Here is a 24,080-nt window from a genome sequence, read left to right on the forward strand (position 1 = left end):
GGCGCCAGCCAATGCCGTTCGAAGCCGGCGCCGTGTTGCCCGCTTCGCTCCATGCAAGGCTCATTACCGCGGGACCATCATGACCCTCATCGTCACCGGCGCGGCCGGCTTTATCGGCAGCAACCTCGTGAAGGCGCTCAACGAGCGCGGCGAACAACGCATCATCGCCGTGGACAATCTGACGCGTGCGGACAAGTTCAAAAATCTCGTCGACTGCGAGATCGACGATTACGTGGACAAGACCGAATTCCTGGAGCGATTTGCGCGCGGCGACTTCGGCCGCGTGCGCGCGATCTTTCACGAAGGCGCCTGTTCGGACACGATGGAAACCGACGGCCGCTACATGATGGACAACAACTTTCGCTATAGCCGCGACGTGCTGGACATCTGTCTTAAGCAGAACATCCAGTTCCTGTACGCGTCCTCGGCGGCCACGTACGGCGGCTCCAGCAGTTTCGTCGAAGAGCGCGAAGTGGAGCAGCCGCTCAATGTGTACGGCTATTCGAAGTTTCTGTTCGATCAGGTGATTCGCCGCGTGCTGCCGCAAGCGAAAAGTCAGATCGCGGGCTTCCGCTATTTCAACGTGTACGGCCCGCGCGAAACGCACAAGGCACGCATGGCGTCGGTCGCGTTTCATAACTTCAACCAGTTCCGCGCCGAGGGCAAGGTCAAGCTGTTCGGCGAATACAACGGCTATGCGGCGGGCGAGCAGACGCGCGATTTCGTTTCCGTCGAAGACGTGGTGAAAGTCAACCTGTTCTTCTTCGACAATCCGGACAAATCGGGCATTTTCAATCTGGGCAGCGGCCGCGCGCAGCCGTTCAACGACATTGCGAGCACGGTCGTCAACACGCTGCGCGCGCTCGACAACGAGCCGCCGCTTTCGCTTGCCGACCAGGTGCAGCGCGGGCTGATCGAATACGTTCCGTTTCCCGACGCGCTGCGCGGCAAGTATCAGTGCTTCACGCAGGCGGACCTCACGAAGCTGCGCGCGGCCGGCTACGACGCGCCGTTTCTGAGCGTGCAGGAAGGTGTGGACCGGTACGTGCGTTGGCTATCCGGCCAGGTGTAAATAGTTCGGATACCTGTTTAAAGTGGAATCTCCCGGTTGGTCATGACGCCAACCGGTTGTATGAGGGAGATTCCAATATGTTTCGAAAAGTTCTGGTTACCGCGGCCATGCTCGCCGCTTTCGGCCACGCGTATGCGTCGGTTGACGTCAACACGGCTAACGAAGACGCGCTGCGCGGCATCAAAGGCATCGGTCCTGCCAAAGCGAAAGCCATTCTCGAAGAGCGTGCAGCGCATGGTCCGTTCAAGGACCCGGCCGATCTCAGCAAACGCGTCAAAGGCATGGGCGGGCATACCGTCGAGCGCCTGCAGGCGGAGGGTCTCGCTGTCGGTCCGGCTGGCGCGGCTGCTAGCCCGCAGGTTGCGGCGTCTTCACAAACCAAAGGCGCGGCCGCTGCGGCCAATACGCCAAAAGGCGGCGCCACTGTGGCGGTGAAGAAATAGTCTGACACGCGCGTGCGCGGCGTGTGGCGCCGCGCACGCGTGCCATCGTTGTCCTTCATGGTCGGAGCCGGCAACAACGCTCCTTGAGCTGTCATTCGTATGACGGGCTCCCCGCGGTACTCGGCCGCGGGCTTTTTGCGTTGGCGCGGCCTGCATCCATGCGGGCAGAAGGGCCGCGCGGCAGCCGGTGGCACGGTGGTTTAGAATCGGTAGATTGAAGACTTCACGCATCGACAGCATCCACACCGATATGGCTTACAAAACGATTGAAGACACGATCGGCAATACGCCGCTCGTGCAACTCGTGCGTCTCGCCGACGACGAGATCCGCAGCCGCAACAACGTGGTTCTCGCCAAGCTCGAGGGCAACAATCCCGCCGGCTCGGTCAAGGATCGCCCCGCGTTGTCGATGATCAAGAAAGCGGAAGCGCGCGGCCGTATCAAACCGGGCGACACGCTGATCGAATCCACCAGCGGCAACACCGGCATCGCGCTAGCGATGGCGGCCGCAATTCGCGGCTACAAGATGGTGCTGATCATGCCGGAAGACCTGTCGGTGGAGCGCCGCCAAAGCATGGCCGCATACGGCGCGCAGATCATTCTGACGCCGGTCACGGGCGGCATGGAGTACGCGCGGGATCTCGCCGATCAGATGCAACGCGACGGCAAGGGCATCATCCTCGATCAGTTCGCGAACCCGGACAATCCGGCCGCGCATGTCGAGGGCACAGGCCCGGAAATCTGGCGCGACACGGAAGGGCGCATTACGCACTTCGTGTCGTCCATGGGCACCACCGGCACGATCATGGGTGTGTCCACCTATCTGAAGCAACAGAACGAGGCAATCGAGATCATCGGCGCTCAGCCGGAGGAAGGTTCGCGCATCCCGGGCATCCGCAAGTGGCCCGAAGCGTATATGCCGAAGATTTTCGACCGCAGTCGCGTGGACCGTGTCGAGAACGTGAGCCAGGCCGCGGCGGAAGCAATGGCCCGGCGCCTTGCGTCCGTCGAAGGCATCTTTGCAGGCATTTCGTCGGGCGGCGCGTGCGAGGTGGCGCTGCGGGTCGCGCGTCAGGTCGAGAATGCGACCATCGTGTTTATCGTCTGCGACCGCGGCGACCGTTATTTGTCGACGGGCGTGTTTCCCGCGTGAGTGCGCGAGCGGGTGCTTCTCGCGCCCGCTGACCACACAATAAAAAAAGCGCCGGCCGGCGCTTTTTTATATCTTCGGGACAGCACGCGTGCGGCCGGCTTGCCCTTGCAGTTATTGCGAAGCCGCGCCCGACGGCGCCGCGTTGTTCGCGGCATTGGCGGCGTCGCTCGCTTCCATTTGCGACTTGATGCGCTGCCCCAACTGATAGACCGCCAGCGCGTAGAAGAAGCTGCGGTTATAGCGCGTCAGCACATAAAAATTCTTCAAGCCCAGCATGTATTCGGTGCCGCGTCCCGGCGAAGGCAAGTCGACCACCGTGACCGGCGTTCCCGCCTCGGCCGCAACGTTCACGTCCGGCTCGTTGAGCACGAGCCCCGCGCGCAGCAACTGGTCGAGCGGCCAATGCGGTTCCGGCGCGCCGTCCGCGGCGGCTTGCGCGACGCCGAGGCTCCCCGCGTCCGAGCCGATTTTCCACACGACCGGCCGGCCGTTTTCCCAGCCGTTCTGCCGCAGATAATTCGCAACGCTGCCGATCGCATCGGCCTGGCTTGCGCGCAGGTCGATGTCCTTCTTGCCGTCGTAGCTCACTGCATACTGCACGATGCTGCTCGGCAGGAACTGCGGAATGCCGATCGCGCCGGTGTACGAGCCGAGCACTGTAGTCGGATCAATCTGCGAATCGCGCGTCCAGACCAGGTAATCTTCGAGATTCTTGCGGAAGGTCGCCTGGCGGTCCGCGCGATTAGGCGTATTCGGGTAGTCGAAGGTGAGCGTGGTCAGCGCATCCAGCACCCGGAAGTTGCCCATGAAACGCCCGTAAATCGTCTCCACGCCGAGAATGCCGACAATCACCTCCGGCGGCACGCCGAACTCTTCGTAGGCGCGCTGCAACGTGGCCTGGTTCGCGCGCCAGAAACGCACGCCCGCATTGATGCGAATCTGATCGAGAAAGCGCGACTGATATGCGCGCCAGTTCTTGACCGTGGGCGAGGGCGACGGCGTGACCAGTTTCACGGCGGTCGCCGAATAGCTGACGCCCGCAAAAAGCGAATGCAACGCGGACTCGTCGAAGTCGTAGCGCGCCACCATGTCGTTGATGAACGCATCCACATTCGCATTGTTCGCGTAGCGCTGCGGGATGATCTCCTCCTCAAACGTTTGCCCCTGCGCAACACCGGTTTGCGGCTGTGCCTGAGCGACGAGCACCGGCGGTTTCTTGCCGACGCTCTGCGCGAGAGCCGGAGCGTTTGCCATGAACATGCACGATGCGACGGAGAGTGTGGCGGCGATGCTTCGGGTACTGGGCCGGTTTCGTGCAGACAGGGCAAGCTTGACGGTCATAGTGAGCTGGAGGCGCGGTGCGAAAAAGACAAAGACGGAGGAAAACGGAACGGGCAGTATACCCGAGGCATTCCGCGAAACTGTGCCAGTCGGGTTACAACGGCCAGGTGTGATGCCGCGCGGCAGCAGCGCCGGGCATCGGCGCGCGGCCAGGCCGCCTCGTGTGGTAACTTGATGAGTGTTGGCGCGCCGCGGGCGCGCGCCCCTGGACGGAGACACGCCGCGCACGCCATCACGGGCGCCGCGCCGCAGAAGAGAATCATGGCAACAGGCTTCTATTCCCACGCCGACTGTCTGCTGCACGACATGGGGCAATGGCATCCCGAATGCCCCGCCCGGCTGCAGGCCATCGAAGATCAATTGATCGCGAGCCGCATCGACGCGCTGATCGAACGCGAGTCGCCGCCGCTTGCCGACGAAGCAGCGCTGCTGCGCGTGCACACGCAGGCGCACGTCGACTACATTCGCGGCCGTGCGCCCGTCGAGGGGCTTGCGGAAATCGACCCCGACACGTCGATGAACCCGCATACGCTGCAGGCCGCCTTGCGCGCGGCGGGCGCGGCCGTGGCAGCTACCGACGCGGTCATCGAGGGCCGCTTCGACAACGCGTTCTGCAGCGTGCGTCCGCCCGGCCATCACGCGGAACCGGCTCGCGCGATGGGCTTCTGCTTCTTCAACAACGTGGCGATCGCCGCGCGTCATGCACTCGAGGTGCATGGCTTGCAGCGCGTGGCCGTCATCGACTTCGACGTGCATCACGGCAACGGCACCGAGGCGGCCTTTTCCGGCGACCCGCGCGTGCTGATGTGCAGCTTCTTCCAACACCCGTTCTATCCATTTACCGGTGCCGACAACCAGGCGCCGAACATGTGCAACGTGCCCATGCCCGCGCGCTCCAAAGGCATGGCCGTGCGCGAGGCGGTGGACATGCTGTGGCTGCCGCGCCTGAACGATTTCAAGCCGGAAATGCTGTTCGTGTCCGCGGGCTTCGACGCGCATCGCGAAGACGATCTCGGCAATATGGGCCTCGTCGAGGACGACTACGTATGGATCACCGAGCAGATTCGCGACATCGCAAAACGCCATGCAGGCGGGCGCATCGTGAGCTGTCTCGAAGGTGGCTACAACCTCTCGGCGCTTGGGCGCAGCGTGGTCGCCCACGTGCGCGCGCTGGCCGAAATCTGACGGGCGATTGCAGGCGCGCGGCCCCACCGCCGCCACCGACGCCGCGCAGACTGCAACCGTGTGGCCAACCGCCACCGCGCGGATGGCCAACCCGCAACGAAAGCAACGAGCGTAACAACAGCAAACAGCGCAACCAGCGCAACCAGCGCAACGTCCAGCGCACACCCGAGTGACCGATCGCGTGAACGGAGCGAGCCATGACTGCCGAAGCACAAAACGCATCGCTGGTGGAAACGGAATACGACGCGTACGGCGTGCCGGGCGTCGTCCGTCTGACGATGAACCGGCCCGACGCTTTCAACGCGCTCTCCGAGGGCCTGCTCGACGCGTTGCAGAGCGCATTGAGCGGACTCGCCCAGTCGCAGGCGCGCGTGGTGGTGATCGCCGGTGCCGGACGCGCGTTCTGCGCGGGCCATGATCTGAAGGAAATGCGCGCGGCTCCGTCGCTCGCGTATTACCAGGCACTGTTCGCGCGCTGCACGAAACTCATGATGACGATCCAGCGTTTGCCGCAGCCGGTGATCGCGCGCGTCCACGGCATTGCGACGGCCGCCGGTTGCCAGCTCGTCGCGATGTGCGATCTGGCGGTGGCGGCGCAGACCGCGCGCTTCGCCGTGTCGGGTGTGAACCTCGGGCTCTTTTGCGCGACGCCCTCCGTGCCGCTGTCGCGCAATCTGTCGCGCAAGGCAGCGCTCGAAATGCTGCTGACCGGAGAGTTCATCGACGCCGCGGAGGCTAAGCAGCAAGGCCTCATCAATCGCGTGGCGCCGATGGACTCGCTCGACGCCGAGATCGCGCGCCTTGCCACCAGCATCTGCGCGAAGCCAGTCGAAGCCGTGAGCGCGGGCAAGGGTCTGTTTTACCGGCAGCTTGAAATGGGCATCGAGGCCGCATACCAGCTCGCGGGCCAGACCATGGCCTGCAACATGATGGACGAGTCCGCGCTCGAAGGCGTGCAGGCGTTCATCGACAAACGCGCGCCCGACTGGAAGCGCTGATCCACGCAAAGTGCAAGCGCTAAGGCGCCGGGCTCAGGTGCTGCTCGATCCACTCGATCAGCTCGCCGATCACGCGGTCACGGTCCAGATCGTTCATCGTCTCGTGAAAGCTGCCTTCGTAGAGCCTGAGCGTTTTGTCCGGCGAGCCGGCGTGCTGGGCGAAGGCCTCGCTGCCTTCAGGCTCGGTGAGTTTGTCGGCGGTGCCGTGATAGACGAGGAGCGGCACCCGCAGTTGCGTGCGGCCGCGTTCGATGCGCGCCATTGCCAGCAACAGCTCCGCGCCGGTACGCGCGGGAATCGGGCCGTGGTGCACGAGCGGGTCGCTGAGATTGGCGTCGACCACGGACTGCACGCGCGAAAGCAGGGCGGCGTCGATTTTCATCGCTGGGAAGTTGGGCCACAGGCGGCTGATCACCTGGCTTAGCCTGAGCATCCAGCCGGGCACGTCTCGCCCGGGCGCTAGCGCGGGACTCGACAGAATCAGGCCGCTCAGCTTCGTACGGCTGCCCGGTTCTGCAAGCCCGTCGCCCGCGCCGGCCGCCTGCTCGATGGTATGGAGCGCGGCAACCGCGCCGCCCATGCTATGGCCCATCAGAAAGAGCGGCACGTGTGTATGCGGATGGCTTTGCGCGGCGGCGTCGAGCAGGGCCTGCGCGTCCAGCAGGTAGTCGTCGAAACGCTCGACGTAGGCCCGTTTGCCCGGCGCCTCGCCGTGACCGCGCAGATCGACTGCCAGCAGTTCGATGCCGGCTTCATTCAGGCGCGCGGCGAGCGGCGCGTAGCGGCCCGCGTGTTCGGCGAGTCCGTGAATCAGCGCAACCGTCGCGCGCGGCGTTTCTCGGGTGGGCCAACGGTACAGCGGCAACTGCAGGTGATCCGCCGTGACGACACTCGAGCGCACAAGCTGGGAGGTGCCCGGTACGTTGAGGTCTGCACTGACGTATCCGTGTTGCGAGGTCTCCATTGGCGGTGTCCGTCCGTTCTGTTGGCCAGATCATAGTGGGTCGTGGCGCGCTCCGGGCGCAGGAACGGTAGGCTTCGCCTCTAATTTCTATCAGTTATGAAAAGATCGTAATTGATTATTAAAGCGAATGACGGGGCTGCGGTAGAATCGCGGGCTCAAATCCCAATAAAAGTGACGGCGGACGCTTGGCCGGGGAGCGCTCAACGCTCGTCGGCAATCCCGCCGTTTCGTTTTTCCATGATCGAAATACGCAATATCTCCCAGCGCTTTGCCGGACCCCGGGGCTGGGTCGAGGCGCTCCACAACGTCAATCTGTCGATTCCGGCAGGCGAGGTGTTCGGCATCATCGGCCGCAGCGGCGCGGGCAAGAGCACGCTTGTACGCACCATCAATCTGCTCACGCGGCCCACCGAGGGCAACATCGTAGTCGACGGCCGCGATCTGACCACGCTGCCGGCCCCGCAGTTGCGCGAGGCGCGCCGCGAGATCGGCATGATCTTTCAGCACTTCAACCTGCTGTCGTCGCGCACTGTGTTCGAAAACGTCGCATTGCCGCTCGAACTCGCCGGCATGAAGCGCGACGAAATCGAGGCGAACGTGGTGCCGCTGCTGGAGCTGGTGGGCCTGTCCGCGCAGAAGGACCGCTATCCGGCGCAGATCAGCGGCGGGCAGAAGCAGCGCGTGGGCATTGCACGCGCGCTCGCGAGCAAGCCGAAGGTGCTGCTCTCGGACGAAGCGACGTCCGCGCTCGATCCTGAAACGACCCGCGCAATCCTCGAACTGCTCAAGCGCATCAACCGCGAACTGAACCTGACCATCGTGCTGATCACCCATCAGATGGATGTGATCAAGCAGGTGTGCGATCGCGTCGCGGTGCTCGACGCGGGCCGCGTCGTCGAACAGGGCAAGGTGATCGACGTGTTCCTGCAGCCGCATCACGAAGTCACGCGCGCGCTGATCGGCGACGTGATCGCCCAGGAACTGCCGCCTGCGATGAAGGCGCGTGTCGCCGAGCGTCTGAAGACGGGCAGCGGCCACCTGCTGCGTCTGGCGTTCACCGGTTCCGGCGTGGACCAGCCGATTCTCTCCGAGACGATTCGCCGCTATGAGCTGGACTTCAACATCCTGCACGGCCAGATCGACGAGATTCAGGGGCAGGCGTTCGGCTCGCTCGCGGTGCTGGCGGGCGGCGAGCCGGCAAAGGTAGCGCAGGCGCTCGCGTATCTGCGCGAGCAGGGTGTGGTGGTGGAGGAGCTCTCGTATGTTGAGTGAAATGTTCGATATGTTCGTCCAGTCGTTCTGGGAAACACTCGTCATGGTGGGCATTTCCGGACTGGTCGGGGCGTTGGTGGGCTTGCCGCTTGGCGTGCTGCTGTATCTGACGGACCGTCAGGGCGTGTTGCAGAACCTGGCGGTGAATCGCGTGATGGGCGTGATCGTGAATGCAGTGCGCTCCACGCCGTTCATCATTCTGCTGGTGGCGGTGATTCCGTTTACGCGTCTCGTGGTCGGATCGTCGATCGGCACCGCTGCGGCCGTGGTGCCGCTGACTATCGCCGCGGCGCCGTTCATCGCGCGCCTCGTGGAAACAGCGCTGCGCGAAGTCGACCGCGGCCTGATCGAGGCGGCGCAGGCAATGGGCGCGACCACCAGTCAGATCGTCTTCAAGGTGCTGCTGCCCGAATCGCTGCCGGGCGTGGTGGCGGGCCTGACGATCACGTTCGTCTCGCTGGTCGGCTACTCGGCAATGGCGGGCGCGATCGGCGGCGGCGGTCTGGGTGACCTCGGCATTCGCTACGGTTACCAGCGTTTCCTGCCGGAAGTAATGTTGACGGTCGTGGTGATTCTGATCGTCTTCGTGCAGTTGGTGCAGTCGTTCGGGGATTGGCTCGTGCGTCGTCTGAGCCATAAATAAATCAAAAGGTCCATCATGCAACGTCGTTTCATTCTCAAGCTCGTCGCGGCGCTCGGCGCCGCGTCGCTGTTCGCCGCCCATGCCGCTCGCGCGGAAGAAACCATCAAGGTCGGCGTGACCGGCGGTCCGCATGCCCAGATCATGGAAGTCGTGAAGACGGTTGCGGCGAAGAACGGTTTGAACATCAAGATCGTCGAGTTCTCCGACTACGTGCAGCCGAACGCGGCGCTCGCGGGCGGCGATCTGGACGCGAACAGCTATCAGCACGACCCGTACTTGCAGGCGCAGGTCAAGGATCGCGGCTACAAGCTGATCCGCGTGGCGGACACCGTCACTTACCCGATGGGCATCTATTCGAAGAAGCTGAAGAAGCTGGCTGATCTGCAGCCCGGCGCGAAGATCGCCGTGCCGAACGATCCGACCAATGGCGGCCGCGCGCTGTTGCTGCTGCAAAAGCAGGGGCTGCTGAAGCTGCGCGCCGAAGCGGGCCTGAAGGCCACGCCGCTCGACATCGTCGACAATCCGAAGAAGCTGAAGATCGTCGAACTCGACGCGGCGCAGATTCCGCGCTCGCTTAACGACGTGGACGCCGCCGCGATCAACACCAATTTCGCGATGGAAGCGGGTCTGAAGCCCAAGCAGGACGCGATCGCGATTGAAGACCCGCAGGGGCCGTATGTGAACATCATCGCAATCCGCGAGGCCGACAGGAACAAGCCGTGGGTCGCGAAGCTGGTCGCCGCTTACCATTCGCCGGAAGTAAAGCAGTTTGTCGAAGGGAAGTTCGGCGGCGCGGTGATTACGGCGTGGTGAACTGAAGGCTTCGCGCCCGCGTCAGCAACCGGCGATATGCAAATTAGAGTCGTAAGTCGGAACCCGGGGTTGGCGCCCGGGTTTTTTCGCGGTTAAAATAGAACGACCGTTCGTTATTGCCGTCACGCCGCTGGGGAGCGATATTCTCCTGCTAGAGCGCCCGCGACAAGGCCGCCACGAGGGCAGTCGTTATAATGTTCGTTGGGTTGACGTATTCGTAACTTTGGAGCGTGTGCATGAAAATCCTGGTGCCAGTGAAGAGAGTGGTCGACTACAACGTGAAGGTCCGGGTCAAGTCGGATGGCACGGGCGTCGACATCGCGAACGTGAAGATGTCGATGAATCCGTTCGACGAAATCGCGGTTGAAGAAGCGGTCCGCCTGAAGGAAGCGGGCGTGGCCACTGAGGTGATCGCCGTATCGTGCGGCGTCACGCAATCGCAGGAAACGCTGCGCACGGCGCTCGCAATCGGCGCGGACCGCGCGATCCTGATCGAGTCGAACGAAGAGTTGCAGCCGCTGGCCGTTGCCAAGCTGCTGAAGGCACTGGTCGACAAGGAACAGCCGCAGCTGGTGATTCTCGGCAAGCAGGCCATTGACGACGACTCGAACCAGACCGGCCAGATGCTCGCCGCATTGGCGGGTCTGCCGCAGGCGACGTTTGCGTCGAAGGTCGTCGTTGCTGACGGCAAGGCTACTGTTTCGCGCGAAGTGGACGGCGGCGCTGAAACGCTGTCGCTGAAACTGCCCGCAGTCGTCACGACGGATCTGCGCCTGAACGAGCCGCGCTACGTGACGCTGCCCAACATCATGAAGGCGAAGAAAAAGCCGCTGGAAACGATCAAGCCCGAAGACCTGGGTGTCGATGTCACGCCGCGTCTGAAGACGCTGAAAGTTGCCGAGCCGCCCGGGCGTTCCGCCGGCGTGAAGGTGCCGGACGTGAAGACGCTGGTCGAGAAGCTGAAGACCGAAGCCAAGGTGCTGTGACAGGGAGACAGGGCAAATGACGAATCTGGTAATTGCAGAACACGATAATCAGTCGATCAAGGCCGCGACGCTGCATACGGTTGCAGCCGCGCAGAAGATCGGCGGCGACATTCACGTGCTGGTGGCCGGCCACAACGCGCAGGCCGCGGCGGACGCTGCTGCGAAGATCGCGGGCGTTTCGAAGGTCCTGCTCGCGGACGCGCCGCAACTGGCCGAAGGGCTCGCGGAAAACGTCGAGGCTACGGTCCTGAACGTCGCGAAAGATTACTCGCACATCCTCACTGCCGCGACCGCCTACGGCAAGAACATCGCGCCGCGTATCGCCGCGAAGCTCGACGTCGCGCAGATCAGCGACATCACCGCAGTGGATTCCGCCGACACGTTCGAGCGTTCCATTTACGCGGGCAACGCGATTGCCACCGTGCAATCGGCCGATCCGATCAAGGTCATCACCGTGCGCACGACCGGCTTCGACGCTGTCGCAGCTGAAGGCGGCAGCGCAGCGGTCGAGAAGATCGAAGCAGCAGCAGACGCGGGCATCTCGCAGTTCGTGAGCCGCGAAGTGACGAAGCTCGACCGTCCTGAACTCACGTCGGCGAAGATCATCGTCTCGGGCGGCCGCGGTTTGGGCAACGGCGAGAACTATACGCAGGTTCTCGAGCCGCTCGCCGACAAGCTGAACGCGGCGCTCGGCGCCTCGCGCGCGGCGGTCGACGCAGGCTTCGTACCGAACGACTACCAGGTCGGCCAGACCGGCAAGATCGTTGCGCCGCAACTGTATGTGGCGGTCGGCATTTCGGGTGCGATCCAGCATCTGGCGGGCATGAAGGACTCGAAGGTGATCGTGGCCATCAACAAGGATCCCGAAGCACCGATTTTCAGCGTCGCGGACTATGGTCTTGTCGGCGACCTGTTCACGCTCGTGCCGGAACTCGTGAAGGAACTCGGCTAAGCGTCCTCGTGTCACCCCGGCAAGCCATCCAATAAGCCATTAATAAGAACTAGCAAGCGACCCAAGGGCGTTTGGCGACACACGAAGGGCGCAGGACCGAACAAGTCCCGCGCCCTTTTTCCATCAGGAAGGAGGAGAGCAGAAATGAGCTATACGGCGCCCATCAAGGACATGCTGTTCGTGATGAAGGAACTGGCGGACCTCGAACAGATTGCAACCCTGCCGGGCTTCGAGGACGCGAGCCTCGACACCGCTCAGGCGGTGCTCGAAGAGTCGGCAAAGCTGTGCGGCGAGGTGCTGGCCCCGTTGAACGTCGAGGGCGACCGCAATCCGAGTAGTTGGAACGACGGCGTCGTGACGGCCACGCCGGGCTTCAAGGAAGCGTTCCGCCAGTTTGCCGAAGGCGGCTGGCAAGGTGTGCAGCATCCGCTCGACTATGACGGCCAGGGCCTGCCCAAGCTCATTGCCACGCCTTGTGTGGAGATGCTGAACGCGTCGAACCTGTCGTTCGCGCTCTGTCCGTTGCTGACCGACGGCGCAATCGAGGCGCTTCTCACCGCCGGCAGCGACGCGCAGAAACAGACCTATGTGCCCAGGCTCATTTCCGGCGAATGGACCGGCACGATGAACCTCACGGAGCCGCAGGCTGGCTCCGACCTCGCGCTCGTGCGCACTCGCGCCGAGCCGCAAGACGACGGCTCGTTCAAGCTATTCGGCACGAAGATTTTCATCACGTGGGGCGAGCACGACATGGCGGCGAACATCGCGCATCTCGTGCTGGCGCGCACGCCGAGCGCGCCCGAGGGCGTGAAGGGCATCTCGCTTTTCATCGTGCCGAAGTTTCTCGTCAATCCTGACGGGTCGCTCGGCGAGCGCAACGACGTGCATTGCGTTTCCATCGAGCACAAGCTCGGCATCAAGGCGAGCCCGACTGCGGTACTGCAATTCGGCGATCACGGCGGCGCAATCGGACATCTGATCGGCGAGGAAAATCGCGGCCTCGAGTACATGTTCATCATGATGAACGCGGCGCGCTTCGCGGTGGGCATGCAGGGCGTGGGCGTCTCGGACCGCGCCTATCAGAAGGCGGTCGCCTACGCGAAGGAGCGCGTGCAAAGCCGGCCGGTCGACGGCTCCTCAAAACAGCCGGTCCCCATCATCGAGCATCCCGACGTGCGCCGCATGCTCTCGACAATGCGCGCGCTCACCGAAGCGTCGCGCGCGCTCGCCTACGTGGCAGCTGCACACAGTGACATTGCGCACCGCCACCCGGACGCGCGCAAGCGCGCCGAACATCAGGCCATCAACGAATTCCTCGTGCCGATCGTGAAGGGCTGGAGCACGGAGTTGTCGATCGACGTGACGAGCCTCGGCGTGCAGGTGCACGGCGGCATGGGTTTCATCGAAGAAACGGGCGCCGCGCAGTATTACCGCGACGCCCGCATTTTGCCGATCTACGAAGGCACGACTGCGATTCAGGCCAATGACCTGATCGGCCGCAAGACGGTGCGCGACGGCGGCAAGGTCGCGAAGTCACTGCTTGCGGGCGTCGCTGAAACGGTTGAGTCGCTCGGCGCGCAGCAGGGTGCTGCGTTCGAATCGATGCGCAAACACCTCGCGCAGGGCCAGCGCTCGCTGAGCGCGGTGGTCGATTTTGTCCTCGCGAATACGAAGGGCGATCCCAACGCGGTGTTTGCCGGCAGCGTGCCGTACCTGAAGCTCGCAGGCATCGTGCTGGGCGGCTGGCAAATGGCGCGCGCGTTGCGGGTCGCAACAGAAAAGCGCGACGAAGACCCGCAGTTTTACGGCGCCAAGATCGCGACCGCGCAGTTTTACGCCGAGCACGTGCTGCCGCTCGCGAGTGCGCTGGAGGCTGCGATTGTCAGTGCGAAAGGCAGTGAGGGCGTGCTCGCTTTGTCGGCGGATCAGTTTTGATGTTCGGCGGGGTTTGAGACCCGACCAAAAAGCGCTGGCAGAAATGGAAACGGCGCCTTGCAAGGGCGCCGTTTTTTTGTCGGCTCAAGGCCGGCTTGTGCAACTACACACCGCGTGTGGACGCGCCAAGCCGGACGCTCGACGCGGCAAAGCGCTTACGCATAGGCCGGGCGAGTCGTGCCGCCTGTCTCGCCGAGATAACGATGCACCGACAGGTCGTCGGCCCTGATCGCGGGCTGCTTGCCGGACATTACGTCGGCCAGCAGTTGGCCAGAGCCGCAGGACATCGTCCAGCCGAGCGTGCCGTGGCCGGTATTCAAAAACAGGTTCGGCACCGGTGTGCGGCCGACGATCGGCGTGCCGTCCGGCGTCATGGGGCGCAGGCCTGTCCAGAAGCTCGCCTTCGACGTGTCGCCGCCGCCGGGGAACAGATCGTTCACGCACAGTTCCAGCGTTTCGCGCCGTGCTTGCCGCAGCGACTTGTCGAAGCCCACGATCTCAGCCATGCCGCCGACGCGGATCCGGTTGTCGAAGCGGGTGATCGCGATCTTGTAGGTTTCGTCGAGCACGGTGGAGACCGGTGCTGCGGCTTCGTTGATGATAGGCGCCGTGATCGAATAACCCTTGAGCGGGTACACCGGGATCTTGACGAGGCTCGACACGAATTTCGTCGAATAAGAACCGAGCGCGACAACGAACGAATCGGCACGCACCAGTTCATTGCCGCATTGCACGCCGGCAATGCGGTCGCCGGCCATGGCGAGCGCGTCGATGGGCGTGTTGTAGCGGAATTTGACGCCCATCTGCTCGGCCAGCGCCGCGAGGCGCGTGGTGAACATCTGACAGTCGCCGGTTTCGTCGCCCGGCAGGCGCAAACCGCCCGTCAGCTTGTGCGAGACGGCGGCGAGCGCCGGTTCGGCCTGAGCCAGTTCGGACGCCGAAAGCAGTTCGAACGGCACATTGGCCTCGCGCAGCACGGCGATGTCTTTCGCTGCGCCGTCGAATTGCTGTTGCGTGCGAAACACCTGCAGCGTGCCGCCGGTGCGTCCCTCGTACTGAATGCCGGTTTCCGCGCGCAGCGCTTGCAGGCAATCGCGGCTGTACTCAGCGAGCCGGACCATGCGGCCCTTGTTGACCGCGTAACGCGAGGCGGTGCAGTTCTGCAGCATCTGCCACATCCACTGCAACTGGAACTGCGTGCCGTCCAGGCGAATGGCAAGTGGCGCGTGCTTCTGGAACATCCACTTGACGGCTTTCAACGGCACGCCGGGGGCGGCCCACGGCGACGCATAGCCCGGCGAGATCTGGCCGGCGTTGGCAAAACTCGTTTGAAGGGCCGGGCCGGCTTCACGGTCGATGACGGTCACGTCATGACCGGCGCGCGCCAGATAATACGCACTCGTCACCCCGACGACGCCACTGCCCAAAACGACGACTCGCATAGCTGCTCCAGAAAATTCGCAAGGATTCGAGGGCGGTGCTTGCGCCGTTTTGCTTTGAATCGTTTGATTCACGACGTGGAATGCGGGGCGCCCAGTGTTAATCGCTATACTATTGGGGAGCTTGTAGGTTTTGTTATTGTATTTTTTCGATTTTCAGAAAAAACGCCATGCGCACACAACGCCAACCGGTCCGAGCGCTCGACAAGCTCGATCACAAGATTCTTCGCCTGCTGCAGCAGGATGGCCGAATGGCCATGAAAGACCTTGCGGAGCAGGTCGGACTGTCGGTCACGCCGTGTATCGAGCGCGTCAAGCGCATGGAGCGCGACGGCGTAATCACCGGCTACTATGCGCGCGTGAATCCGGCGGAGCTTGGCGCGGCGCTGCTGGTGTTCGTCGAAATCACGCTCGACCACAAGAGCGGCAACATGTTCGACCAGTTTCGGCGCGAGGTGCAGAAGATCCCCGAGGTGCTGGAATGCCACCTCGTGTCCGGCGATTTCGACTACCTGATCAAGGCGCGCATCGGCGAAATGGCTGACTACCGCAAGCTGCTCGGCGATATCCTGCTTCAGCTACCCGGCGCGGTACAGTCGAAAAGTTATGTGGTGATGGAAGAGATCAAGGAAACGCTCACCATTCCGGTGGGGGACGAAGCCACGCGTTAGCGGTTCGAACGGGACTCGACAAACGGCGTAAACACTGTATATTTATACAGGTCCGCCTGCATCCGAACGACCGTGACCGAACCCCGTACCGCTCCCATCGCCGAATATCCGATCGCGCCGCCCGCCCCGCGCAAGGGCCGCGGCGCGGTAACGAACCTGCAGGGCCGCTACGAAGTCGACCAGCGCGAAGCGGTGGACGACGGCTGGGTAGCCGTGCCCGAAGAGGACGAAGCGCCAAAGGTGCTCCGCACTCAGGTGTTCGAGGAAAGGGCAAAAAGCATTCTCACGCGGAACACGTCGCCGGACATTCCGTTTGGCGTGTCGCTCAATCCGTATCGCGGCTGCGAGCACGGTTGCATCTACTGTTTCGCACGGCCCACGCATAGTTACCTCGGCCTCTCGCCGGGGCTCGACTTCGAGAGCCGGATTTACGCGAAAGTTAACGCACCGGAATTGCTCGAGCGTGAGTTGTCGAAAAAGTCGTACGAGCCGGAGCCCATCGCGCTGGGCGTCAATACCGACGCATGGCAGCCCGCGGAGCGCGACTGGCGCCTCACGCGGCGCGTGGTCGAGGTGCTGAGCGAGCGCAATCATCCGTTTGCGGCAATCACCAAGTCGTCGCTGATCGAGCGCGACCTGGACCTGCTTGCGCCCATGGCGGCTCGCGGCCAATTCATGGCGGCCATCACCATTACCACGCTTGACCCGGAGATCGCCCGCACGCTCGAACCTCGGGCGGCCACACCGTCCCGGCGCTTGCGCACGATACGCACGTTGAGCGAGGCGGGTATTCCGGTCGGCGTAAGCATTGCGCCGGTCATTCCGTTTGTGACCGAGCCCGATATGGAGCGAGTGCTCGAAGCTTGCGCTGAGGCGGGCGCCTGCAACGCGAGCTATATCGTGCTGCGCCTGCCGTGGGAAGTCGCGCCGCTGTTCAAAGACTGGCTCAGTGCCCATTTCCCCGATCGCGCCGAACGGGTCATGGCGCGAGTGCGCGATATGCGGGGTGGCAAAGATTACGACTCGTCTTTCTCCACCCGAATGAAGGGCGAAGGTCTCTGGGCGGATCTGCTGAAGCAGCGCTTTCACAAGGCGGTGCGCCGTTTAGGGCTGAACCAGCGCGACCGCGGCATTCTGGACATGTCGCACTTCAGGCGCCAGCAGGCGCCGCGAGTCGAGGCGGCAAATCGCGGCAGTCCGCAACTCGATCTTTTCTAGCGCTCTGGGCTGCAGCGCTACTGCGACAGCTCCTTGGCCGCTTGCACTTGCGTTTCGAAGTAGGTCTGAAAGGCGATGGCAAGACCGGTCATCAACAGGAAGGCGCCGATCAGCAGTGAAAAGATCACCACGAAAATAACGGTCCAGCCCGAACGACTTTTGCGCTGCGTGTGCGCGTTGAATTGCCTGTCCCATTTGTCGTCCGGCCGCAAACCGTAGACGATCGCGGCGAGAAACGCAGCCAGAATCGAGACGGCGCCCGGAAACGCCAGCACCCAGCCGAGCATGGAGGCGCGGTCGCTTGCCACCAGCAGCATCGCGCCGGGAATGCCGACCAGTAGGCCGAGCAGATGAGCCCAGCCGTAAATGTCGCGCGGCCCATACAGATAGAAACGATGGGCGCCGAGCGTGCCGAGGAAGAAGGCCAGGGCAGCCGTAATCGTTTTGGAGCGAAAGTGAGTCGAGGTCGAGGCGGCAGTGGACATGTAAAGGCAAACAGGGGCACAAGCGGTCAGGAACCCGCGCTCGGCAACAGGTGGTGAATAGAAGCGGCGCACCATAGTGCGGCGGACCGTCGCGCATTCTACGCCGCCCGCGTAGGGGCGGTCACGCGGCGTTCCGCCTCACCGCTCGCCTCACCACTGCCTCCCGCGCTACGGCCTTGCGACTCGTGTGTTGCCGCTTTCGATAACTGCATCGGCATAAGTTCGTGACGGTTTGTCACGCGTCCGGCGAGGCCAGGCTGTGACTCGCGTGCGTGCCGTGCAGCCGCGAGCACTCATGGCGCAGAGTAAGTGACTCGGTAGACGGCGCCGGCGTAGTCGTCGCTGATCAGCAATGAGCCGTCAGGCAACGGCAGCACGTCGGCGGGGCGGCCCCAAACGGTTTCTCCCGCCTGCAGCCATCCCTCGGCGAAGACTTCTTGCCGCGCATGGCTGCCGTCCGGTTCGGCGACGACGCGCACCACGCGGTAACCGGCCTTCTTGCTGCGGTTCCAGGAGCCGTGTTCGGCAATGAAAATGTTGTTGCGATAGTCGGGCGGGAACATCGGGCCGCTGTAAAAGCGCATGCCGAGCGCCGCAACGTGCGCGCCGAGTTTCGCCACAGGCGGCGCAAACCCGTCGCACGGGTGGCCGGCGCCGAATTCCGGGTCGGCTACCGTGCCCGCGTGGCAGTACGGAAAGCCGAAATCCAGGCCGGTGCGCGGTGCGCGGTTCAGTTCGTCGTCGGGTAGGTCGTCGCCGAGCAGGTCGCGGCCGTTGTCGGTGAACCAAAGCTCATGCGTGGCCGGATGCCATGCCAGGCCTACCGAGTTGCGCACGCCGCGCACGACCACTTCGTAATGGCTGCCGTCGGGGTTCATGCGGCCGATCATCGCGTAGCGGTCGCGGTCCTTCAGGCAGACGTTACACGGCGCGCCCTGCGGCACGTAGAGCTTGTCATCCGGTCCGAACGCGATGAATTTTGCGCCGTGATGGGTTTCGGCGGGCAATTTGTCCGTGACGACGGCTGGCTGCGGCGGCGCGTTAAGACGAGTGTCGATGGAATCAAAGCGTAAGATCCGCGACACCGCCGAGACATACAGCGCGCCGTTGTGCCAGGCCACGCCTATCGGGGCTTCGAGTCCCGCCGCTACGACATGGCGCGCGGCGACCCGCGTGCCGTTTAGTTCGAGCGCGTAGACGTGGCCGTCCAGACTGCCTATATAAAGAATGCCTTTGGGCGAGTACGCCATGGCCCGCGCACTGGGCACCGCGTCTGACAGGACTTCGATGTGAAAGCCCGCTGGCAGTTTGATGCGCTCGACAGGCGGCGCGGCGGCAGCGCTGCATGCGGATGTCGCGAGCAGCGCCGCTGCCACACGGCGGGCAACGCGCGAACGACAGAGCTGCGAGAGGCCGACGCGCGGGAGGCAGACCCGCAAGAGGCAGGCAAACACCGTCCGGCGGGCGGAGCGCAGAAGCGGAAGGGCGGTTCGCGGCAGAGGTTTCACGGGCATTCCGTCAGGTTCTTCAGGCGTTTGCGCGAGGTCGCGAGGCCGCGCTGTATGGGCGGCGCAACCGGATTGGCTAGTTTAAGCCGGTAAGTGTTTGTTATGGCGTCAGTTTCCCGCTATAATCGCGTGTTTCAGTCGTTCCGAACCCCGGTTTTCAAGGATTCTAGTATGGTCATCATCCGCTTGGCTCGTGGCGGCTCCAAGAAGCGCCCGTTCTACAACATCGTCGCAACCGACTCGCGTAACCGTCGTGACGGCCGCTTCATCGAGCGCGTTGGCTTCTACAACCCGATCGCTACGAAGGGCGAAGCTCTGCGTATCGCTCAAGACCGCCTCACGTACTGGCAAGGCGTTGGCGCACAACTGTCGCCGACGGTCGAGCGTCTCGTGAAAGAAGCGCAAAAGGCGCAGCCGGCTGCTTAATGGTAGCTTGCACGCGTATCGTCGTCGGTCTGGCCGGCGGCTCGCGCAGTTTGCGTGAGCAGTCCGATGCGCAAGATGTTTTGCCGAAGCAGGCGTTAAAGGCCGTAGCGAGGCTCAATCTGAGGTTCAATCATGTCTGAGCGTGATTCCGGCAGTTCAGGTCGCGTGACGGCAAAGGCGCCGGCAAAAGGCGTCAGCCCAGAGGCGAGCCCGCGCGCAAAGACGTCTAGCCAGGCGCCATTCGGTGCATTCGTCCGCAAACCGGGCGAGCGGGCCGGAGGCAAGGCGAAAGCCAATGTTGCAACTGCCGGTTCCGACGCTGCTGTCATGCGCGCGGAGACGGCAGATAGCTGGCCGGCGGACGCGGTGGAAGTCGGTGCAATCGTCGACGCTTATGGTCTTAAAGGCTGGGTCAAGGTGGCCGCCCATGCGGACGCCGGACAAGGCGGCGACGCTTTGCTGAGCGCAAAGCGCTGGTGGCTCCTTAAGGGCCGCGAGCGCCACTCCGCACCGTCGTTGCAGGCGAAAACGCACAGCGACAGCGTGGTGGCCCATCTGGGCGGCGTCGCTGACCGCGATGCGGCGCTGGCGCTGCGCGGCTCCCGCGTCTATGTCAGCCGCAGTGAATTCCCGGCGCTGCAAGCCGACGAATTCTACTGGGTCGACCTGCTCGGCCTCGACGTCGTGAACCTTGCAGGCGAAAACCTAGGCAAGGTCGCAGGCATGATCGACAACGGCGCGCACTCGGTGTTGCGCGTCGAATATCCGGCGGCCGACAAAAGCGGCAAGCCGGTCACCGCCGAGCGTTTGATCCCGTTCGTCGGTGTGTTTGTCAAAACGGTGGACCAGGCGGCGAAGCAGATCACTGTCGACTGGGAAGCCGATTATTGATAGTTCAGCAAATCGATTTCGCTAAAACGGAGAGAGCGATGCAGTTCGATGTCGTCACGCTCTTTCCCGAAATGTTTCGCGCGCTGACCGACTGGGGCATTACCAGCCGGGCAGCCAAGCAGCAACGCTACGGGTTGCGAACGTGGAATCCGCGTGATTTCACAACGGACAACTACCGCACGATCGACGATCGCCCGTACGGCGGCGGCCCTGGCATGGTCATGCTGGCAAAGCCGCTGGAAGATGCGATCACGGCGGCCAGGGCCGCGCAGGCGGAGCAGGGTATTGACGCGCCGCGGGTCGTGATGATGTCGCCGCAGGGCGCCACGCTGAACCACGAACGTGTAATGAAGTTCGCTGCACAGCCCGGCTTGATCCTGCTGTGCGGCCGCTACGAGGCGATCGACCAGCGCCTGCTCGACCGGGTCGTCGACGAAGAAGTCAGTCTTGGCGACTTCGTGCTGTCAGGCGGCGAGTTGCCGGCCATGGCCTTGATGGACGCGGTTGTGCGTCAGTTGCCGGGCGTGCTCAATGATTCGCAGTCGGCGGTACAGGACAGCTTTGTCGACGTGCTGCTCGATTGTCCGCACTACACGCGGCCCGAGGAGTATCAAGGCGTGCGTGTGCCCGATGTGCTGCTCGGCGGCCATCATGCGGAGATCGAAGCATGGCGGCGGCGTGAAGCGCTGCGTAATACGTGGCGCAAACGGCCTGACCTGATCGTCAAGGCCAGGAAGAACAAGATGTTGAGTCGTGCCGACGAGGCATGGCTTGCAAGTCTGGCGAAGGAAGATCCGAAGGCGTGAAGCCCCGGTCTTTCGAGCGGACAAAAGGCGGCGCCGTGCATGCGTGTACGGTGCCTGATGTGAACCCATCCTCTATCGGGGCCGTAGCCGGGCATTCCATGCAAGGCAGGTACGAACGCCGACAAGATGGACTTAGGAGTCAGTGATGAATCTGATTGCAAAACTCGAGCAGGAAGAAATTGCGCGCGCCCTCGGCGAAAAGACCATCCCCGAATTCGCTCCCGGCGACACGGTGGTTGTCAGCGTGAACGTGGTTGAAGGTACGCGTAAGCGTGTTCAGGCTTACGAAGGCGTCGTCATCGCCAAGCGTAACCGTGGTCTGAATTCGTCGTTCATCGTCCGCAAGATTTCGTCGGGCGAAGGCGTCGAGCGTACGTTCCAGACGTATTCGCCGCTGCTGGCAAGCATCGTCGTGAAGCGTCGCGGCGACGTGCGTCGTGCGAAGCTGTACTACCTGCGCGACCGTTCGGGCAAGTCGGCTCGAATCAAGGAAAAGCTGGTCTCGAAAGACCGCGCTGCTTCCCAGGCGTAAATGCTGTAAGAAAAAGCACCCCTCGCGGGTGCTTTTTTGTTTGCCAGGTGAAAATAGCGGCATCGTCTATCCGCTCATTCGAGAGATCCGTTGATCCGCCCCGTCTTTGAACCTGAAGCGCTGCCCGTCGAAGCAACGGGCGCCCACCTGCCGGCCGTAGCTCCGGAGCGTCTTACGCCCGAAGCGCTGCGCGCCCGCTTCAAGCAAGACCTTTTCTGGACGCCCGAGCCGATCGTCGAGGCACCGTGGCGCGACATTCGAGCCGACCCGCGTGTCGCTTCCGTGTTAGTGCCGCTCGTCGTGCGCGCGAACGGCTTGACGGTGCTGCTCACGCAGCGCGCCGACCATCTCAACGATCACGCTGGCCAGGTCAGCTTTCCGGGCGGACGTCAGGAGCCGTTCGATGCCGACGCCACTGCGACCGCCTTGCGCGAAGCGCAAGAGGAGGTCGGCCTCGCACCTTCGCGCGTCGAAGTGTTGGGTGCGCTGCCCGACTATCTGACGGGCACGGGCTTTTGCGTCACGCCTGTCATTGGTCTTGTTCATCCGCCGTTTGCTTTGAAGGCGGATGCGCTCGAAGTCGCAGAAGTCTTCGAAGTGCCGCTTTCTTTCCTGATGAACCCGGCGCACCACGAAGAGCGCGTGTTCCGCTACGAGGGCGGCGAGCGCCGTTTTTTCGCGATGCCGTATCCGCGCGGAGCATCACTACAAGCGGCGGAGGAAGGCGCGAGCAGCACGGGCAGCCACTATTTCATCTGGGGCGCGACGGCCGCAATGCTGCGCAACTTCTATCGCTTTCTGGCGGCCTGAACGACGGTTGCCGGTGTGCCGGCGTGCTGTTTGGCAACGCCCTGCTCAGCGGCATCCGACCCTGTGCTATCGTTATGAAACAATCGTAAAACTCGAAAAGCACGGCGCATCGCATGACTTTTTTTTCCGTATTGCTGGCTCTGATCATTGAACAGGTGCGCGCGCTGTCGCCGAACAATCCAGTATCCGCGCTGCTTCAATACCATGCGGAGTCGGCGGCGCACGGATTCGATGCGGGCAAGCCGAAGCACGGCCTGCTTGCGTGGCTCGTGGTCGTGGTGCCGTGGACGCTCGCCGTTGCGCTCATCTACTACGTTCTCTACAACATTCATTTCGTGCTGGCGTTCTTGTGGAACGTCGCGGTGCTGTATTTCACGCTCGGCTTTCGCCAGTTCAGCCATTACTTTACGGACATCCATCTAGCGTTGAATAACGACGACGTGCCGCGCGCCCGCGAAATTCTCAACGAATGGACCGGCCTCGAGACGCTCGACATGCCGGTGAGCGAGATCGTGCGGCATACGCTGATCCACGCGGTGGTTGCATCGCATCGACATGTTTTCGGCGTGTTCTTCTGGTTCCTGATTCCGGTCGGGCCGGCAGGGGCTGTGCTGTATCGGATCGCCGAATATTTGTCGCGCACGTGGGCGCGTCCGGTCGACGATCGAACGGTGGCGTTCTCCAGCTTCGCCCAGCGGGCGTTTTTCGTGATCGACTGGGTTCCGGCGCGGCTCACGTCGCTGGGCTTTGCGATCGTCGGCAATTTCGAAGACGCGATCTACGCCTGGCGCAACCATGCGCGCCAGTGGCCCAATGCGAACGATGGCGTGCTGCTCGCCGCCGGCAGTGGCGCGCTCGGCGCGCGTCTGAGCGGGCCGCTCGCTGAACAGTCGAGCCTTGACGCCCTCGCCACAGGCGACGGCGGTCCGATGCAGGTCGGCGACGACTGCACGCCGCGCACGCTGCAGTCGGCGGTGGGGCTTGTGTGGCGCGCGGTCGTGCTGTGGATGATTCTGTTGCTCATGCTCACCATTGCCGTGTGGCTCGCGTGAGCGTAACCGCAAGCAATGGGTAGCAAAAAAACGGGCAAGCGCCCGTTTTTTTTCGCCCGCGCTGTCAATCACGAACGCGGTTGCCGCCTGGTGCTGCTTGCTCCCGCTTGCTGCCGCTCGTTCTCTTTGTTGCCGCTCACGGGCCGCATTAGCCACCGTATCAGCCACACTCAAGAAGGATCGCGCACCGTCCCGCATTGCCAGCACACAGTGAACTGTGCTTCGAGTTTCTCGCCGCATTGACGGCACTGCCAGCCGGGCGAACCGGTAGCCGGACCGCGCGACGCCGCCTCGATCAGACGCCGCGCCAACGCTTCGTCGCGCTCGTCCACGAGCCACAGTTCGGGCGCGCATTGATCCGCGGGAATATCGCCGAGCGCGCCGTTCAGATAACGGTTGTGCAACTCGCAGGCAATGCCGGCCGCCTCCAGCAAATTGACCCAATGCTGTCCGATGACGAGATTTGGAGCGCGCATCAGCTTCAT

General features: G+C 63.2%; 25 protein-coding genes. 19 read left to right on the forward strand and 6 right to left on the reverse strand.

What is annotated here, in order from left to right; translation table 11 throughout:
* Positions 1–79 precede the first annotated feature (79 nt).
* From rfaD to cysM, 3 genes are all read left to right on the forward strand, one after another.
* Entirely contained in the window at positions 80–1,072 is a 993-nt protein-coding gene (rfaD, locus tag JNB89_RS26695; RefSeq protein WP_220364192.1) for an ADP-glyceromanno-heptose 6-epimerase, read from the forward strand.
* A 77-nt stretch (positions 1,073–1,149) separates the two neighbouring features.
* On the forward strand, positions 1,150–1,515 hold the full coding sequence (locus JNB89_RS26700) for a ComEA family DNA-binding protein (protein ID WP_220364193.1): 366 nt from the start codon (positions 1,150–1,152) through the stop codon (positions 1,513–1,515).
* A 250-nt stretch (positions 1,516–1,765) separates the two neighbouring features.
* Positions 1,766–2,668 (forward strand): cysteine synthase CysM, encoded by a 903-nt coding sequence (gene cysM, locus JNB89_RS26705; RefSeq protein ID WP_013340132.1) that lies wholly within the window; start codon positions 1,766–1,768, stop codon positions 2,666–2,668.
* 111 nt (positions 2,669–2,779) lie between these two features.
* Here cysM and mltB read toward each other — a convergent pair whose 3' ends face one another.
* Positions 2,780–3,928 (reverse strand): lytic murein transglycosylase B, encoded by a 1,149-nt coding sequence (gene mltB / locus JNB89_RS26710; RefSeq protein ID WP_013340131.1) that lies wholly within the window; start codon positions 3,926–3,928, stop codon positions 2,780–2,782.
* Between the two features lie 342 nt (positions 3,929–4,270).
* Between mltB and JNB89_RS26715 the strand changes: the two genes are divergently transcribed.
* Positions 4,271–5,194, forward strand: coding sequence for a histone deacetylase family protein (locus JNB89_RS26715; RefSeq protein ID WP_013340130.1), 924 nt, complete (start codon positions 4,271–4,273; stop codon positions 5,192–5,194).
* Between the two features lie 197 nt (positions 5,195–5,391).
* Complete coding sequence (locus tag JNB89_RS26720; RefSeq protein WP_220364194.1) at positions 5,392–6,192, forward strand: enoyl-CoA hydratase; 801 nt, start codon at positions 5,392–5,394, stop codon at positions 6,190–6,192.
* A gap of 19 nt (positions 6,193–6,211) precedes the next feature.
* Here JNB89_RS26720 and JNB89_RS26725 read toward each other — a convergent pair whose 3' ends face one another.
* Positions 6,212–7,156: an alpha/beta hydrolase gene (locus JNB89_RS26725; RefSeq protein WP_220364195.1), complete on the reverse strand. Its 945-nt coding sequence runs from the start codon at positions 7,154–7,156 to the stop codon at positions 6,212–6,214.
* Positions 7,157–7,393: 237 nt separating this feature from the next.
* Between JNB89_RS26725 and JNB89_RS26730 the strand changes: the two genes are divergently transcribed.
* The 6 genes from JNB89_RS26730 (at position 7,394) to JNB89_RS26755 (ending at position 13,757) form a co-directional block, all read left to right on the forward strand.
* Positions 7,394–8,428, forward strand: coding sequence for a methionine ABC transporter ATP-binding protein (locus JNB89_RS26730; protein WP_013340127.1), 1,035 nt, complete (start codon positions 7,394–7,396; stop codon positions 8,426–8,428).
* Positions 8,418–9,071, forward strand: a complete 654-nt coding sequence (locus JNB89_RS26735) for a methionine ABC transporter permease (RefSeq protein ID WP_013340126.1) — start codon at positions 8,418–8,420, stop codon at positions 9,069–9,071. The genes JNB89_RS26730 and JNB89_RS26735 overlap by 11 nt, the downstream gene beginning before the upstream one ends.
* A gap of 15 nt (positions 9,072–9,086) precedes the next feature.
* The gene (locus JNB89_RS26740) at positions 9,087–9,884 is read left to right on the forward strand and encodes a MetQ/NlpA family ABC transporter substrate-binding protein (RefSeq protein ID WP_013340125.1); all 798 of its coding nucleotides are present in this window, start codon (positions 9,087–9,089) and stop codon (positions 9,882–9,884) included.
* A gap of 236 nt (positions 9,885–10,120) precedes the next feature.
* On the forward strand, positions 10,121–10,870 hold the full coding sequence (locus tag JNB89_RS26745) for an electron transfer flavoprotein subunit beta/FixA family protein (protein WP_013340124.1): 750 nt from the start codon (positions 10,121–10,123) through the stop codon (positions 10,868–10,870).
* Positions 10,871–10,886: 16 nt separating this feature from the next.
* Positions 10,887–11,822 carry an electron transfer flavoprotein subunit alpha/FixB family protein gene (locus JNB89_RS26750; RefSeq protein WP_220364196.1) on the forward strand — a complete coding sequence of 312 codons (936 nt, stop codon included), beginning with the start codon at positions 10,887–10,889 and terminating at the stop codon, positions 11,820–11,822.
* A gap of 144 nt (positions 11,823–11,966) precedes the next feature.
* A complete protein-coding gene (locus JNB89_RS26755) occupies positions 11,967–13,757 on the forward strand; it encodes an acyl-CoA dehydrogenase (protein ID WP_220364197.1) in 1,791 nt (596 codons plus the stop codon).
* A gap of 155 nt (positions 13,758–13,912) precedes the next feature.
* Here JNB89_RS26755 and JNB89_RS26760 read toward each other — a convergent pair whose 3' ends face one another.
* Positions 13,913–15,199 carry a D-amino acid dehydrogenase gene (locus JNB89_RS26760; RefSeq protein WP_220364198.1) on the reverse strand — a complete coding sequence of 429 codons (1,287 nt, stop codon included), beginning with the start codon at positions 15,197–15,199 and terminating at the stop codon, positions 13,913–13,915.
* 167 nt (positions 15,200–15,366) lie between these two features.
* On the opposite strand from JNB89_RS26760, the gene JNB89_RS26765 reads away from it, so the two are divergent.
* Together JNB89_RS26765 and JNB89_RS26770 are read left to right on the forward strand one after the other, a co-directional pair.
* Positions 15,367–15,867, forward strand: coding sequence for an Lrp/AsnC ligand binding domain-containing protein (locus JNB89_RS26765; RefSeq protein WP_013340120.1), 501 nt, complete (start codon positions 15,367–15,369; stop codon positions 15,865–15,867).
* Positions 15,868–15,939: 72 nt separating this feature from the next.
* Positions 15,940–17,085 carry a PA0069 family radical SAM protein gene (locus tag JNB89_RS26770; RefSeq protein WP_220364199.1) on the forward strand — a complete coding sequence of 382 codons (1,146 nt, stop codon included), beginning with the start codon at positions 15,940–15,942 and terminating at the stop codon, positions 17,083–17,085.
* A gap of 17 nt (positions 17,086–17,102) precedes the next feature.
* Here JNB89_RS26770 and JNB89_RS26775 read toward each other — a convergent pair whose 3' ends face one another.
* Both JNB89_RS26775 and JNB89_RS26780 read right to left on the reverse strand, forming a co-directional pair.
* Positions 17,103–17,570, reverse strand: a complete 468-nt coding sequence (locus JNB89_RS26775; protein WP_013340118.1) for an NINE protein — start codon at positions 17,568–17,570, stop codon at positions 17,103–17,105.
* Positions 17,571–17,863: 293 nt separating this feature from the next.
* Positions 17,864–19,084, reverse strand: coding sequence for a PQQ-dependent sugar dehydrogenase (locus JNB89_RS26780; protein ID WP_220364200.1), 1,221 nt, complete (start codon positions 19,082–19,084; stop codon positions 17,864–17,866).
* Positions 19,085–19,249: 165 nt separating this feature from the next.
* On the opposite strand from JNB89_RS26780, the gene rpsP reads away from it, so the two are divergent.
* The 6 genes from rpsP to JNB89_RS26810 all read left to right on the forward strand — a co-directional run bounded on the left by rpsP (position 19,250) and on the right by JNB89_RS26810 (position 23,595).
* The gene (gene rpsP, locus JNB89_RS26785) at positions 19,250–19,504 is read left to right on the forward strand and encodes a 30S ribosomal protein S16 (protein ID WP_013340116.1); all 255 of its coding nucleotides are present in this window, start codon (positions 19,250–19,252) and stop codon (positions 19,502–19,504) included.
* A gap of 132 nt (positions 19,505–19,636) precedes the next feature.
* Positions 19,637–20,395 (forward strand): ribosome maturation factor RimM, encoded by a 759-nt coding sequence (rimM, locus tag JNB89_RS26790; protein WP_220364201.1) that lies wholly within the window; start codon positions 19,637–19,639, stop codon positions 20,393–20,395.
* Positions 20,396–20,433: 38 nt separating this feature from the next.
* Positions 20,434–21,201 carry a tRNA (guanosine(37)-N1)-methyltransferase TrmD gene (gene trmD, locus JNB89_RS26795; protein ID WP_220364202.1) on the forward strand — a complete coding sequence of 256 codons (768 nt, stop codon included), beginning with the start codon at positions 20,434–20,436 and terminating at the stop codon, positions 21,199–21,201.
* Positions 21,202–21,346: 145 nt separating this feature from the next.
* A complete protein-coding gene (rplS, locus tag JNB89_RS26800; protein WP_013340112.1) occupies positions 21,347–21,733 on the forward strand; it encodes a 50S ribosomal protein L19 in 387 nt (128 codons plus the stop codon).
* Between the two features lie 90 nt (positions 21,734–21,823).
* A complete protein-coding gene (locus JNB89_RS26805) occupies positions 21,824–22,543 on the forward strand; it encodes a CoA pyrophosphatase (protein ID WP_135892798.1) in 720 nt (239 codons plus the stop codon).
* A 113-nt stretch (positions 22,544–22,656) separates the two neighbouring features.
* Positions 22,657–23,595, forward strand: a complete 939-nt coding sequence (locus JNB89_RS26810) for a CobD/CbiB family protein (RefSeq protein WP_135892797.1) — start codon at positions 22,657–22,659, stop codon at positions 23,593–23,595.
* Between the two features lie 170 nt (positions 23,596–23,765).
* On the opposite strand, the gene JNB89_RS26815 is transcribed toward JNB89_RS26810, so the two are convergent.
* Positions 23,766–24,080, reverse strand: a complete 315-nt coding sequence (locus JNB89_RS26815) for a DUF2007 domain-containing protein (protein ID WP_013340109.1) — start codon at positions 24,078–24,080, stop codon at positions 23,766–23,768.

This window comes from Paraburkholderia phenoliruptrix (genome assembly GCF_019511605.1).
In the GTDB taxonomy this organism is placed as follows: Bacteria; Pseudomonadota; Gammaproteobacteria; order Burkholderiales; family Burkholderiaceae; genus Paraburkholderia; species Paraburkholderia phenoliruptrix_A.

Bases quoted from the DNA above. Each gene is read 5' to 3' on its own strand.
- rfaD (WP_220364192.1), top strand. From the start codon at position 80: ATGACCCTCATCGTCACCGGCGCGGCCGGCTTTATCGGCAGCAACCTC.
- JNB89_RS26700 (WP_220364193.1), top strand. From the start codon at position 1,150: ATGTTTCGAAAAGTTCTGGTTACCGCGGCCATGCTCGCCGCTTTCGGC.
- cysM (WP_013340132.1), top strand. From the start codon at position 1,766: ATGGCTTACAAAACGATTGAAGACACGATCGGCAATACGCCGCTCGTG.
- mltB (WP_013340131.1), bottom strand. From the start codon at position 3,928: ATGTTCATGGCAAACGCTCCGGCTCTCGCGCAGAGCGTCGGCAAGAAA.
- JNB89_RS26715 (WP_013340130.1), top strand. From the start codon at position 4,271: ATGGCAACAGGCTTCTATTCCCACGCCGACTGTCTGCTGCACGACATG.
- JNB89_RS26720 (WP_220364194.1), top strand. From the start codon at position 5,392: ATGACTGCCGAAGCACAAAACGCATCGCTGGTGGAAACGGAATACGAC.
- JNB89_RS26725 (WP_220364195.1), bottom strand. From the start codon at position 7,156: ATGGAGACCTCGCAACACGGATACGTCAGTGCAGACCTCAACGTACCG.
- JNB89_RS26730 (WP_013340127.1), top strand. From the start codon at position 7,394: ATGATCGAAATACGCAATATCTCCCAGCGCTTTGCCGGACCCCGGGGC.
- JNB89_RS26735 (WP_013340126.1), top strand. From the start codon at position 8,418: ATGTTGAGTGAAATGTTCGATATGTTCGTCCAGTCGTTCTGGGAAACA.
- JNB89_RS26740 (WP_013340125.1), top strand. From the start codon at position 9,087: ATGCAACGTCGTTTCATTCTCAAGCTCGTCGCGGCGCTCGGCGCCGCG.
- JNB89_RS26745 (WP_013340124.1), top strand. From the start codon at position 10,121: ATGAAAATCCTGGTGCCAGTGAAGAGAGTGGTCGACTACAACGTGAAG.
- JNB89_RS26750 (WP_220364196.1), top strand. From the start codon at position 10,887: ATGACGAATCTGGTAATTGCAGAACACGATAATCAGTCGATCAAGGCC.
- JNB89_RS26755 (WP_220364197.1), top strand. From the start codon at position 11,967: ATGAGCTATACGGCGCCCATCAAGGACATGCTGTTCGTGATGAAGGAA.
- JNB89_RS26760 (WP_220364198.1), bottom strand. From the start codon at position 15,199: ATGCGAGTCGTCGTTTTGGGCAGTGGCGTCGTCGGGGTGACGAGTGCG.
- JNB89_RS26765 (WP_013340120.1), top strand. From the start codon at position 15,367: ATGCGCACACAACGCCAACCGGTCCGAGCGCTCGACAAGCTCGATCAC.
- JNB89_RS26775 (WP_013340118.1), bottom strand. From the start codon at position 17,570: ATGTCCACTGCCGCCTCGACCTCGACTCACTTTCGCTCCAAAACGATT.
- JNB89_RS26780 (WP_220364200.1), bottom strand. From the start codon at position 19,084: ATGCCCGTGAAACCTCTGCCGCGAACCGCCCTTCCGCTTCTGCGCTCC.
- rpsP (WP_013340116.1), top strand. From the start codon at position 19,250: ATGGTCATCATCCGCTTGGCTCGTGGCGGCTCCAAGAAGCGCCCGTTC.
- rimM (WP_220364201.1), top strand. From the start codon at position 19,637: ATGTCTGAGCGTGATTCCGGCAGTTCAGGTCGCGTGACGGCAAAGGCG.
- trmD (WP_220364202.1), top strand. From the start codon at position 20,434: ATGCAGTTCGATGTCGTCACGCTCTTTCCCGAAATGTTTCGCGCGCTG.
- rplS (WP_013340112.1), top strand. From the start codon at position 21,347: ATGAATCTGATTGCAAAACTCGAGCAGGAAGAAATTGCGCGCGCCCTC.
- JNB89_RS26810 (WP_135892797.1), top strand. From the start codon at position 22,657: ATGACTTTTTTTTCCGTATTGCTGGCTCTGATCATTGAACAGGTGCGC.
- JNB89_RS26815 (WP_013340109.1), bottom strand. From the start codon at position 24,080: ATGAAGCTGATGCGCGCTCCAAATCTCGTCATCGGACAGCATTGGGTC.